At 36.3% G+C, this 13,450-nt stretch carries 11 protein-coding genes and 1 riboswitch; of the genes, 4 read left to right on the forward strand and 7 right to left on the reverse strand.

What is annotated here, in order from left to right; genetic code table 11:
- Positions 1 to 337: 337 nt before the first annotated feature.
- Complete coding sequence (gene metK, locus ACS127_RS16735) at positions 338 to 1,546, reverse strand: methionine adenosyltransferase (RefSeq protein ID WP_440896152.1); 1,209 nt, start codon at positions 1,544 to 1,546, stop codon at positions 338 to 340.
- Positions 1,547 to 1,962: 416 nt separating this feature from the next.
- Between metK and ACS127_RS16740 the strand changes: the two genes are divergently transcribed.
- The 3 genes from ACS127_RS16740 to ACS127_RS16750 are packed head-to-tail and all read left to right on the forward strand — an operon-like array spanning position 1,963 to position 4,536.
- Positions 1,963 to 2,952, forward strand: coding sequence for an ABC transporter substrate-binding protein (locus ACS127_RS16740; RefSeq protein ID WP_440896153.1), 990 nt, complete (start codon positions 1,963 to 1,965; stop codon positions 2,950 to 2,952).
- A 14-nt stretch (positions 2,953 to 2,966) separates the two neighbouring features.
- Positions 2,967 to 3,761, forward strand: a complete 795-nt coding sequence (locus ACS127_RS16745; protein WP_440896154.1) for an ABC transporter ATP-binding protein — start codon at positions 2,967 to 2,969, stop codon at positions 3,759 to 3,761.
- Positions 3,724 to 4,536, forward strand: coding sequence for an ABC transporter permease (locus ACS127_RS16750; protein ID WP_440896155.1), 813 nt, complete (start codon positions 3,724 to 3,726; stop codon positions 4,534 to 4,536). Before ACS127_RS16745 ends, ACS127_RS16750 begins: the two co-directional genes overlap by 38 nt.
- 377 nt (positions 4,537 to 4,913) lie before the next feature.
- On the opposite strand, the gene ytkD is transcribed toward ACS127_RS16750, so the two are convergent.
- From ytkD to yugI, 6 genes are all read right to left on the reverse strand, one after another.
- On the reverse strand, positions 4,914 to 5,390 hold the full coding sequence (gene ytkD, locus ACS127_RS16755; RefSeq protein ID WP_440898166.1) for an RNA deprotection pyrophosphohydrolase: 477 nt from the start codon (positions 5,388 to 5,390) through the stop codon (positions 4,914 to 4,916).
- 14 nt (positions 5,391 to 5,404) lie between these two features.
- Complete coding sequence (locus tag ACS127_RS16760) at positions 5,405 to 6,019, reverse strand: hypothetical protein (protein ID WP_440896156.1); 615 nt, start codon at positions 6,017 to 6,019, stop codon at positions 5,405 to 5,407.
- Between the two features lie 382 nt (positions 6,020 to 6,401).
- Entirely contained in the window at positions 6,402 to 6,980 is a 579-nt protein-coding gene (locus tag ACS127_RS16765; RefSeq protein ID WP_440896157.1) for an ECF transporter S component, read from the reverse strand.
- A gap of 245 nt (positions 6,981 to 7,225) precedes the next feature.
- Positions 7,226 to 7,365: riboswitch (FMN riboswitch) on the reverse strand.
- Positions 7,366 to 8,580: 1,215 nt separating this feature from the next.
- Complete coding sequence (locus tag ACS127_RS16770; RefSeq protein WP_440898167.1) at positions 8,581 to 9,639, reverse strand: M20/M25/M40 family metallo-hydrolase; 1,059 nt, start codon at positions 9,637 to 9,639, stop codon at positions 8,581 to 8,583.
- 145 nt (positions 9,640 to 9,784) lie between these two features.
- Positions 9,785 to 11,131 (reverse strand): glucose-6-phosphate isomerase, encoded by a 1,347-nt coding sequence (locus ACS127_RS16775; protein ID WP_440896158.1) that lies wholly within the window; start codon positions 11,129 to 11,131, stop codon positions 9,785 to 9,787.
- Positions 11,132 to 11,642: 511 nt separating this feature from the next.
- Positions 11,643 to 12,008 (reverse strand): S1 domain-containing post-transcriptional regulator GSP13, encoded by a 366-nt coding sequence (gene yugI, locus ACS127_RS16780; protein ID WP_440896159.1) that lies wholly within the window; start codon positions 12,006 to 12,008, stop codon positions 11,643 to 11,645.
- A gap of 240 nt (positions 12,009 to 12,248) precedes the next feature.
- Here yugI and ACS127_RS16785 point away from each other — a divergent pair, with 240 nt between their 5' ends.
- Entirely contained in the window at positions 12,249 to 13,415 is a 1,167-nt protein-coding gene (locus tag ACS127_RS16785) for a MalY/PatB family protein (RefSeq protein WP_440896160.1), read from the forward strand.
- Positions 13,416 to 13,450 lie beyond the last annotated feature (35 nt).

Raw genomic sequence — 13,450 nt, forward strand, 5'->3', positions numbered from 1 at the left:
ATTGCGGAAAGGTATTCCTTAAAAACAATTTAACTGTTTATCTTACAGCTTATCATATCCATTAATTGCTATTTTATTCTTGAGAGTTAATCCGTTGATTAGTAAACTATTAGAAAAGCTAAGGCTTTATTTCCACAAGCTTGTGGTAACTTCGATATTCCCACAGATGTGGGAGTTAGTCAAAGATCTTTAAGTGTGGTGGTAAACCAGGCTTTTCTAGCGATGTAAATGCTAAAGCAGCTTTTCTATCCTTCAAAAAAGAGACCAGCTGGTCCCTTTTGATTAATGATTATCATGATAGTTAACCGATAAAACGAAACTTCAATCAGTGAGGGTTTTACGAAAGATTTTCTGTGATAAATGCTTTGATTTCGTCTACTTTATCTACTCGTTCCCAAGGAAATTCAACATCTGTACGACCAAAGTGGCCATATACAGCCGTTGGTTTAAAAATAGGATGGCGCAATTTCAGCATGTTAATGATTCCTGCTGGACGCAAATCAAATAATTGACCTACTGCTTCAACTAATTTTTCTTCACTTACTTTTCCTGTTCCGAACGTATTAATTGAAATCGACACCGGCTGGGCGACACCAATTGCATAAGCTAATTGAACCTCACAAGCTTCCGCCAGTCCCGTTGCCACAATATTTTTAGCAACATAACGAGCGGCATAGGAAGCTGAACGATCAACTTTTGTTGCATCTTTTCCACTAAAGGCCCCTCCTCCATGACGGGCATAGCCACCATAAGTATCAACAATTATTTTACGTCCTGTTAAACCCACATCACCTTGAGGTCCACCAATAACAAAACGGCCAGACGGATTGATAATGAACTTTGTCTCATCATCCAAAAGTTCAGTTGGAATAACTGGGTAAATAACATGTTCCTTAATATCCGCTTGAATTTGTGGTAATTTTATTTCTGCATGGTGCTGTGTAGAAATGACAACTGTGTCAATTCGAATCGGTTTATTGTCTTCATCATACTCAACAGTGACTTGTGTTTTGCCATCTGGACGAAGATAATCAATAGTCCCATCTCTTCGTACATCAGTGAGCCGCTTCGAAAGCTTATGTGCTAATGAAATCGGTAAAGGCATCAGTTCGGGTGTTTCATTATTAGCATAGCCAAACATGAGGCCTTGATCACCTGCTCCAATAGCTTCAATTTCTTCATCACTCATTTTTCCTTCACGTGCTTCTAAAGCTCTATTTACACCACCTGCAATATCTGATGATTGCTCATCAATTGCTGTCAATACCGCACATGTTTCATAATCAAAACCATATGTAGCATCTATATAACCAATATCTTTAATTGTTTGACGAACAATTTTTGGAATATCAACATAAGTTGATGTTGTGATCTCGCCTGACACCAGAACTAATCCTGTTGTAACTGTCGTTTCACAAGCAACCCGAGCGAGTGGATCCTTAGCTAAAATAGCATCAAGCACGGCATCTGATATTTGATCACAAATTTTATCTGGATGACCCTCGGTTACCGATTCTGATGTGAATAATCGACGATTTACAGTCATTCTATCATTTCTCCCTTTTCTATGACACTCTTGTGTGCCTGTCTTTTTATTTACAGTGAGGTCATTTTTTAATCATTCTTTTATCATAACATAAATTTGTGACACATTTCCTCGTTTACTGTAAGATTTTTTTAAGATTGAGCAAGCAACTATCAAACGAAACTACAATCAGTGGGGTTAGAGCTACAGGCTGTAAGTCATGCAGGTCTTTTCGATGGAGTGAGTAATCGCAACTCTAGATATTGTCATAGGATACGGACGGTTATCTGTGATAAATAGGAATCATCTATTTTACAGTTTTACCATCATTTTATTCAGAATGATTTATCCTTCTCCGATAATTGGCTCATACAGCACATACCTACTCCATCATGCATAATCTAAATAAAAAGCATGATGAAAAGGGTGTATTTATTATGATAAAACGATTTCGTTTGGTCGGTTTTCTTATACCATTGTTTCTCTTATTCAGTTGTTCTCATTCAGCTGATCTGACCGAAGTCAAAATTGCGGAAGTGACACGCAGTATTTTTTATGCTCCACAGTATGTAGCACTTGAACTCGGTTACTTTGAAGAAGAGGGATTAGACGTTGAGCTTCAAACGATTGCCGGCGGTGATAAAGTAATGATTTCATTACTATCTGATAATACAGATATCGGTTTAGTCGGAGCTGAGACATCAATTTATGTTGCAAGCCAAGGTTCAGATGATCCAATTGTTAATTTTGCTCAACTTACAGAAACAGATGGAACCTTTCTTGTTTCAAGGGAGGAAGTTGAGGATTTTTCCTTTACTGACTTAGTTGGAACAGAATTCTTAGGTCAACGAGTAGGCGGAATGCCTCAAATGGTTGGTGAGTATGTGTTAAAAATACATGATATTGATCCACAAAACGATTTAAATTTAATTCAAAATATTGATTTTGCTAACGTGGCGTCTTCCTTTTTAGGAGGAGTTGGCGATTATGTTCAATTATTCGAGCCAACGGCTAGTCAATTTGAACAAGATGGCGTTGGTCATATTGTCGCTTCATTTGGAGAAGAATCTGGTCAAGTACCTTACACTGTATTTATGGCAAAGGATACTTTTTTAACAGAAAATCCAGATACAATCTTACAATTCACACGGGCGATTTATCGCGCTCAACAATTCGTTCAAACAAGTGAACCGACTGAAATTGCTGAAATTGTTCAGCCGTTTTTTCCAGATACAGAACTAGAATTATTGACAAATTCAGTTGAACGCTATCAAGCACAAGGATCCTACGCAGCAGATCCACTTCTTGAAGAATCAATGTGGGAACACTTAAAGGTAATCATGGATGAAGCTGGAGAACTGCCTGCAGACATCCCTTACCAAGATTTGGTTAACACTGAATTTGCCGAGGAAATTATCAATGAATAAGGGGGGTTTTTCATTTGAGTTATTTAGAGTTAGCGTCAATTTCTCACTATTATTTTAGTGAAAAGAATGCAACTCATGCGCTTGGTAATATTTCATTTTCAATTGAAAAAGGGAGCTTCACTTCATTGTTAGGACCTAGCGGGTGCGGTAAAACAACTTTACTCTCTATAATTGCTCAATTAATTAAACCGACAGAGGGAACGGTTAAATTAAATGAGATACCACTTGATCAACAACAGTCTTCAATTGGCTACATGCTACAACAAGATTACTTATTTCCTTGGAAAACGATTTTAGCCAATGTTTGTATTGGACCTAAGATTCAGAGGACACTCAATGATCAAGATTATCAAAGAGCCAAAAACCTCCTAAGTAAAATCGGCTTATCTGATGTTGCACATCAATATCCTGATCAACTTTCTGGAGGAATGAGGCAGCGCGTTGCCTTAGCTAGAACCTTAATGACGGATCCCGCACTTTTTTTACTCGACGAGCCCTTTTCTGCACTAGATTATCAAACAAAGCTTATCCTTGAAGACTTTGTCCTTGATCTGTTAAAAGAATATCAAAAAACATCTATTTTAGTGACACATGATATTGGTGAAGCCATTGCAATGAGTGATGATATTTATATCATGAATCGTAAACCAGGAACTATCCATCTTCACGTTGAAGTTCCCGATCCAGTTCGCGCTCTTTCTCCATTCGAAGCACGCAAACATCCACAATATCAAGAGCTTTTCGATTTTATTTGGAAGGAGATGACTAACCTTGAATCAGAAGACCCAATCAATTCATCCACTTTATGATCTGTTTTTACAGCAATTAACTAAGGAAAAACGTCTAGTCAGATATGCGCAACTCTTTATCTTTATCGCTTTTTTCCTTTTTTGGGAAATTAGTAGTCGATTAAATTGGATTGACCCACTTATTTTTAGTGCTCCATCACGAGTCGGTCAGCTCATGGTTGAAAATCTCCTCAACGGTTCGCTTTGGTACCATATGCGAATCACTGTTTTTGAAACTTTAGCTGGTTTTTTAATCGGAACCTTAGTTGGCATTTTATTAGCCTTTCTACTTTGGTACTCTAAGCGTTTTTCTAATATCATCGATCCATATCTTGTCGTTTTTAACGCCTTACCTAAAGTTGCTCTAGGTCCGATTATCATTGTTGCACTCGGACCTGGCTATGGCTCAATTATTACAATGGGGGCAATTATTTGTGTCATTGTTTCTGCCCTTGTTATTTACAATGGTTTCTATTCAGTTGATGCGAATTACCTTAAAGTCCTAAGCAGTTTCGGTTCATCAAAATGGCAAAATTTCACTGAAGCTGTTTTACCTAGCACATTACCAACCATTATTTCTACTTTTAAAGTCAATGTTGGCTTATCTTGGGTTGGAGTTATTGTCGGGGAATTTTTAGTTGCTTCAAAAGGACTTGGCTATATAATTGTCTATGGTTTTCAGGTTTTTAATTTTACCTTAGTACTCTATAGCCTCGTTTTAATTGCTTTTGCCGCAGCTTTAATGTATCAAGGTGTAGCTTATTTTGAAAAATGGTTGTTGAAAAAAGTACACTAATGATAAGAGCTTGAGACATAGCAAAAAGCTGACTCAAAAGATAAACAGTAAATGTTTAAAACTTTAAATTGTCATTTCAAACAAATAGGAGCTGTTGCAAAATGACAGCTCCTTTAATATCATGTCTATGTTTGGAATTAGCGAGGCTATGCTTGAAAAAAATGATTTTACGCTCGGAAGTAGTGAGTCTATGTTCGAAAGCTTCGAATTGATGTTCACAGCTAGCGGTTTCACATGACCAATTCCTATTGGCATGTATTGCTAGAATGTCAATCCATATAATGCTCCCTTTTCACAACATAGGGACTGTTACACAAGATATTTTTTATTGTGCAACAGCCCCTATTCTATGGTTAATCTATGTTGTCCCAGCCCTTTTAATCATTTAAAAAAAGTTGCGTAATTCTGTTTAAACTATGTTTCACAATATCATCTTTCATAATAAAACTAAACGTCCGTTGATGCTTCAAATTATTAGGTAATTCTTCTAATAAAACGGGGCCTTCCGTTTCATAATAAGTCGGTTGCTCGATTAGCTCACTAATCTCAGCGAAGTAAATATTTTTATCGACTTGGTCACCCTTACCCTCTACATGATACTGACCAAGATAATGAATAGCCTTTACCGTGGCACCTGTTTCTTCCTTTACTTCTCTAATACCTGCTTGTTCAGCTGTTTCATTATCTTCAACTTTTCCACCTGGGAACTCTAATCCTCTGGTTTTATGCTTGGTTAATAACCATTTTTCTTGATATCGACAAATAACAAGAACATGTCTTGGCATTTTTGAAAAAGGATGCCATTCAAAAGAAAGCATCACTTTGTTATTGTAATAATCATGAAAAACATGCATTCTCATCGCTACTTTCAAATAATATCTAATTGTTCCTCATTTACAGGTGGATATTCTACCCTAACAATTCGCCAGTCTTCTTGATATGAAAACTCTATTTCTATTTGATAAACACCATATAAATCAAGTTCATTTTCTTGTTTGACAATAACATTGCCATTTTCAAGCTCATCCATTTCATATGGCTCTCCTGCTATAAACCATGGAGGCAACTCAGTCGGAACAATGTAAAGTCCATCTTCAAATTCTTCGAAATAAAAATCTATATAGGGTTCAACAGCTTCCTTGGTTATCACATCATTAAACTGATTTATTAAGGCTTCTTTTGATGATACACCCTTCACCTTATAATCTTCGTCAATATCTTGAAGCAAAATATCAATAAAAGACTCTGTTTTTTCAATGATAATTTCTTCTGTTAGAGGAAGTTGTTCAACCGTCTTATTCCATTGTACAATATCTTCCTTCATCATGATAGAGTTATTCGCATATTGAGCTTGACTATAAACCTGTTCTTTTTCTCCTGCTTCAATATTTTTATTTATTGGTGACTGATAAGAAAATAAAAGCAGACCAATGATGATTATGGTCAAACCTGTTAGAAAAGTTGATAATTTATACTGCTTCATTTCCTCACCTCCAATTGATGTTGTAAGTTTAATCTACCACTCATGCCCATTTATTAAACCTACTTGTTTAAAATTTAATTCAATTGAGATTAAGTCACTAAAATAAAATTCCACTTCCATGTTTGGGATTATCAGTACCCTTACTCGTTTATCACGTAGCCCTGAGTAGCTCTCCTTTTCAATTGATGGATCAAAAAGATCACAACACATCAACTAAATATATCATTTGTTTTAATCTTCGGAAACAGAAAAACATCTCTTATATTCACTTTGATCGTTCGAACGAAGTTCCTATTCAAATTGTATTCTTCCCTGCCTGATTCAAGGAAAAGTAAAAAGAGCCCTGATTATTGAAATCAATTGGCTCCTAATATCTAATCGTTTAATTAAATCTCGCACTTTTTTGTTTGATCCAAGGTTTCAGTTTAATAAAAAGTGGAACAAATAAAGCAGAAACAATGACCCCTTTGACTAGGTTAAACGGAACAACACCTACAAATATTGTGCTTAGCATTACGCCGCTTGACATCTCGCCCCAGTTCATGATTGTGCTATAAATCGGTAGTAGGACATAATAATTTAATACGCCCATAGCAATTGTCATAATAATTGTGCCTGCTACAAGCCCAGAAACAAGGCTTTTGCGTCCTTTGAATTTGTGATAAACCATAGCAATTGGGATAACAAAGGTTATACCTGCAACGAAATTAGCAAGTACTCCAACTGGATCGGCTGCACCAGTAAAAAGTAAATAGAGTACATTTTTAATCAGTTGAACAACCACACCTGCCATCGGTGAGAATATTAACGCCGCTAATAGGGTCGGTACTTCACCAAAGTCTATTTTTAAATACGGTGGAAGAAACGGTAATGGAAAATTTAAAAATAATAAAACCATAGAAATCGTGCCAAATAGTGATAAAATGATAAGTTTTAATAAGCGTGATGATTGATTTTTCATATCAACATCCTCCTTCATCTTTTTTCATATCGATTTAAATCTTAAATTGATGAAGGGAGAGTAATTTCCTTGATATTGTAGAGATTAACTTAACTCGTAGTCTTGGTAGCAGAAGCCTAAAGTTAACTTATACTATCATCGCTGAAAAGTTGAAACTCTTTGCTAGTAAAATAAAAAATCCTAAAGCAAGAGGGCTTTAGGATTTAAGGCATCAAGGAATAAAATGGTAAATAAACCATATTACTCTTAATCTTCTCCCATCCAGACTCTAACTGTCGGTTCTGGACTTACACCAGATCAACCGCTTAAACAAGCGGGTCACGGACTTACAACATGAGAGTTGCTCACCGTCGGTCGGGAATTACACCCTGCCCCGAAGATTAAATCGATATTCATTTAATTACAGTATAGTCTATTATAAATTATTTGTGAAGGGTTTTGCATGAACTTTTTTCACAAATTTATAGCTAAGGATTATTTAAATATATCAGGAAACAAATTATAATAACCCTAGCTAGATTATTCATACAATAAACATCATAATCTAGAAGTGCTACGTTTTATGCGGACAAGTACTTCGGATGAGGAAAGTTCAATCAATGGGAGATAGACCTACAGGATGTAGCTCATGCAGATGTTTCCGGTGGGACGAGTAACCGCAGCAATGTTGTCAGGTTAATAAAATCGATTAAGTAAATCCATTTCAAAATGATAAATAGCATGCTAAGATTCAAATATTAAGAATCGGTGCTTTCCACTACAGGTGGATGCTTTCCGCGGAGATGGGGGTCTATAGGACGTAGATCATGCAGGTGTTGCCACAGGACGTGGCGAACTTAACCTGCTTTCAGCTAACTTTTGTAGCCTAATGCGCTACAAAAGTGGATCTTCAACTCATCCTCGAAAATAAAAGGCGATTTTCTTCGTGCGATGTCTCGCTGACGTAGCTTTCCTTGTCTTATTTCCGCTGGAGTCACCACCTTTCGTTCCAATCACCTAAGTGGGTCTGTTGTATGAGTGAATTCTATTTTAATTTGGTTTATATTGATTTGTATTTTCTTCCATTCAAATAAGAAAATGATGGAATGGAATCGAGTATCAACTTTAATACAAATGAAAGTAAAACCAGCTAGCGAAGGAAAAACACGCAGACTCCTCGAAAATAAAAGGCCATTTTCTTCGAGCGATGTTTCGCTGACGATGCTTTCCTTGTCCTGTGGGAAAAGCGTGAGCTTGAGATCCACTTTGACAAGTGTTTTTTGCTTGGCAAAGTTAGCTCAAGGCAGGCTAACTTCGTCACGTCCTGTGACAAAGCCTGGGACTGCGATTACTCGCCCCACCGAAAACATTTGCATGACCTACGTCCTGTACGCCTCCACGCCCACGGAAAGCGTAGTGTTTTTCCGTAGCGCTCGTGTTAACCTGACAACATTGGTCAAGTCTTTTTGATGGGGTGAGTAATCGCAGCCCTAGATGTTATTACAGGATGTGGCGGTTTTAGTCTGCATCCTCTTTACTCCCACTGATTGGGATTGGTTCTCAATCCCTCCATTATATTCGAGGCATAAAGCCAACTCAAAAGTACCATTCAATTATTTACCTAATCTTCTAATGGATTTAAGTTTTCTTCACCTGTTAACTGAGCAATGCATTCAACAAGTAAATCAATTTCCTGATTGATATCCTGTATACTGACTGTTTCAACTGGTGAATGCATGTAGCGAAGGGGTAAAGATACTAAAGCAATAGGGACTCCTTTTCCCGTTAAACGCATTCGATCCGCATCTGTTCCCGTGTATCGCGGTGTTAATTCATATTGAATAGGTATAGCTAAGTTTTTAGCGGTATTTTCCAGCCAGCTATTTATTTTCCGATTAATAGGTGCACCTTTAGCTATGACCGGCCCACCTTCTAATTTGACATTACCAAATTTATTTCGATTAACATTCGGATGATCTGTTGCAAAAGTAACATCACAAGCAAGTGCCATCGACGGTTCAATACCTGCTGCTGCAAAATAAGCACCACCCATATTGGTTTCCTCATTGACTGTACTCGCTGCATAAACACCAACCTTCACATCTCGATCAGCCAATTTGCGTAAAACTTCAGCAACGATAAAAGCTCCTGTCCGATTATCAAGACCACGTCCTGAAATATAACGATCCATTAGAATGTCTGGTGCGCGATCGTAAACAACCAAATCACCGATCTGAACAAATTCTTCAATCTCTTGTTTTGATTTTGCACCACAATCAATAAATAGATCTTCCAATCCAAAGTCACCTTTAATACCGCCATGGTGTTGAGCATTTACACCAATCACTCCAGCTACTTCTTTCCCGTACCCTTGTACTTTTACCTTCATACCTACAGCTGCTTTTGCGTTCACTCTTCCTACTTCATCAAAAAACAAAAAGCCGTCCTCATCTATTCGATTAATAACTAAAGCAATTTCATCACAATGCCCTGCGAGTAAAATTTTGAAATCGGCTTCTTTGTTTAATACACCTATTGCGTTTCCAGCATGATCCGTTATGATTTCATCAGCAAAATCCTTAACATAATTGATCCATTTCTTTTGGATAGCTACTTCCATACTTGATGGCGAAGGTGTGTGTAATAATTCTAATAAAAAATCTTGATTTTCTAGCGTCATTTGTAAATCTCCTTTTAAACTATTCATATCGTAACAATCCTTTGGCTGAAAAGAGAAGGGACAAACGGATTAACTCCATTGTCCCGAACGAATAAAAAAGCCTATTGGTAAACATATCATGTGTCACCAACAAGCTTTTGCAAAATTACAGACGTTTTTCTAATGCTTCTTTTTCTTTTTCAAAGCCTGGTTTACCAAGTAAAGCAAACATGTTTTTCTTATAGGCTTCTACACCTGGTTGATCAAATGGATTGACACCAAGTAAATAACCACTAATTGCACAAGCTTTTTCAAAGAAATAAGCAATGTAACCAAATGTATAAGCGTTTAATTCTGGTAAATGAACAATTAAATTAGGGACTTGACCATCTGTATGGGCAAGCATTGTTCCTTGATAAGCTTTTTCATTTACAAAGCCAATCGTTTGACCTGCAAGATAATTTAAACCATCAAGGTCTTGTGCCTCTTCTTCCAATGTTAGATCATGCTTAGGTTTCTCAACATGTAAAACTGTTTCAAAAAGATCACGTCGTCCCTCTTGAACATATTGACCTAGTGAATGCAAATCAGTTGAGAAGTTAGCTGATGATGGATAGATCCCTTTAAAATCTTTTCCTTCACTTTCGCCAAATAATTGTTTCCACCATTCAGCAAAATATTGTAGCGCTGGCTCATAGTTGATTAACATTTCAATGGTTTTTCCCTTATTGTAAAGGATATTACGAATCGCAGCATATTGGTAAGCAGGGTTTTTATCAAGATCTGGATCAGCCAATTCTGTTTGTGCCTGATAAGCTCCTTCCATCATTGCGTCAATGTCAACACCACTTGCTGCAATTGGCAATAGACCAACAGCTGTTAAAACTGAATAACGCCCGCCAACATCATCAGGAATAACAAAGCTCTCATAGCCTTGCTCATTTGCTAATGTTTTTAAGGCACCTTTCTCACGATCTGTCGTCGCATAGATACGTTGTTTAGCTTCTTCAACACCATATTTTTCTTCAAGATATTTACGGAAAATTCGGAAAGCAATTGCAGGCTCAGTAGTTGTCCCACTTTTTGAAATCACGTTAATCGAAACATCTTTACCTTCTAGTAAATCAAATAAATCCTTCATATATGATGAACTAATGCTATTCCCCACAAATATAACCTGCGGAGTTTGGCGCTTTTCTTGTGGTAAAATATTGTAGAATGAATGATTTAACATTTCAATTGCCGCACGTGCACCTAAATAAGATCCACCAATTCCAATCACTAATAAGATATCAGAGTCTGATTTAATCTTATCAGCAGCTTGTTTAATTCGAGCAAATTCTTCTTTATCATAGTTTTCTGGAAGGTCAACCCAACCGAGAAAGTCATTACCCGCTCCTGTTTTATTATGTATCATTTCATGTGCCAATTTTACAGGTTCTTTTAAATACTCTAATTCATGTTCTCCAAAGAATGATAGAGCTTTCTCGTACTCTAAACGTACATGTGTCATTTGATTACCTCCATTTTTTTATTAGAAAAACTCGCTTTCGCATACTTACATACGGATGTACTGGTTTCGACCTTTCCATTAGATACGAGGGAATTAGTCAAAGACCTTTTGAAAGCGTTAGTTTTACTTATACTAATCATTTTAAAACTTCCATTTTGTCGAATAACTCCTTTAAGATTGGAGCTTGGAATAAAAACACTTATTCTAACAATTATGAAAGCTTTACTACTTTCCTTAATGCGTTTACTCGTCCCAGCGAATATATTTACTGCAATTATACACTTTTCCAATGTGCCAAAAAATATTACTATCCTTAAGATACAGAATCGAAGAGATGAAATCAAGTAAGAATATTGGAAAAACTCATATTCACTTGTATTTAGCGCACAATATATTGATTTGACTTAGGCTTTGTTCGTAACTAGTTTTAACTATTTCAAGGGTATTTGTTTGGTAAAAAACAAATACCAGATCAAGCGTAATAAGCTATGACCTGGTATGCTTTAAGACATTATTTATCTTGTTCTGATTGCTTTAACCACTCACTAAGTTTATCTTTTAAAGTGTTAAAACCTTGTTCTTCTTGATTTTGTGAAGCATTTGATTTTTGTGCTTTTGCTTTTGCTTTGGGTGCTTCTTCTGTCGCACGAATAGATAATGAATACTTATTTTTTTCTTCATCAATTGAAAGTATTTTAACATTTACTTCGTCACCCACAGTAATAAATTCATTAATATCTTTAACAAACCCGTGAGTAACTTCAGAAATATGAACAAGTCCCTGGATTTCATTATCTAATGCAACAAATGCACCATATGGTTGAACGCCAGTTACCTTTCCTGTTAATACCTGACCTTCTGTAAATTTTTCTGACATAATAACAACTCCTATTTTGATTTGACAAATCGATAACGACCGTTGAGTCATTGGATTCACCGGATTATTTTATACACAATTATTTATTTTACCATATATCATGATTAATCGACAAGATATTTAAGTTGCTGAGTTAAAACCACAGCTAAAATAATTCAATGAATTCGATTAGAGTTGGCAATATGATATAATGCATAACAAATTAAATTATGTAAAAGTGCAAAAGGAGTCGAAGGAAAAATGGCAAATTTTGAATCTCTACCCAACCGGAAAGGTACACGATCAGTTAAATGGGATCGATTAGAAGAAATGTTTGGTTCAAAAGATGTGCAACCAATGTGGGTTGCGGATATGGATCTGGAAATTGCTGAACCAATTAAAACTGCTCTAAGCGAGCGAATTAATCATGGGATTTTCGGATATACCGTTACTGATGAGCAACTAAATGACACTGTCCGGAAATGGTTAGTCAAACAACACAACTGGGATATTGATCCTGGCTGGCTAATCTATAGTCCTGGTGTCCTTCAAACCATTCATATGACAATTTTAACCCAAACAAATCCTGGTGATAAAGTTTTAATTCAAACGCCTGTTTATCACCCTTTTCATAGTATTATTAAAAGTCATCAAAGAGAATTAGTTACAAATCCACTGATTTATCAAAACAAACGATACACCATTGATTTTGAGGATTTAGAAGAAAAATTTAAGACAGGCATTAAGGTTATGCTTTTCTGCAGCCCGCATAACCCTGTTGGTCGTGTTTGGTTGAAAGAAGAATTAACCCACATATTAGAGCTTGCTGAAAAGTATAAGGTGTTAATTATTTCAGATGAAATTCATGCTGATCTTATTTATGATCCATTTAAACATATCCCTTTAGGATCACTTGACTCAGCAATTAGCGAACAGATTATTTCTTGCTTTTCACCAACTAAAACATTTAATTTAGCTGGTCTACAAGCATCGTATGCAGTCATTCCTGATCAGGAATTGCGCAATGAAATACTAGCATCATTTGCTAAATATGGATTGAATTCATTAAATACATTAGGCATTACCGGCTTAGAAGCTGCTTATCAATACGGTGAGGAGTGGCTTGAACAGCTTAAGCAATTACTCAAAATAAATCGCAAGCTCGTTGAGGATACCTTTACCAACCGAGAGGAAATTGATGTCGTTCATGCTGAAGGAACCTATTTAATTTGGCTGGATTGCCGTAAGATGAATCTTAAACAAAGTGAATTAAAAGCATTTATGGAAGAGAAGGCTATGGTTGGCTTAAATAATGGAATAACCTTTGGTCAAGAGGGACGTGGATTTATGCGCCTTAATATCGCTAGTCCTACATCTTATATTAAAAGAGGACTCGATAAAATCATTGTTGCGCTTGATCAATTATAAGGAAAGAACAACCCGTTTATTGAAATTTCCTCTTT

The sequence above is a fragment of the Amphibacillus sp. Q70 genome, from assembly GCF_052055485.1.
GTDB lineage: Bacteria > Bacillota > Bacilli > Bacillales > Amphibacillaceae > Amphibacillus.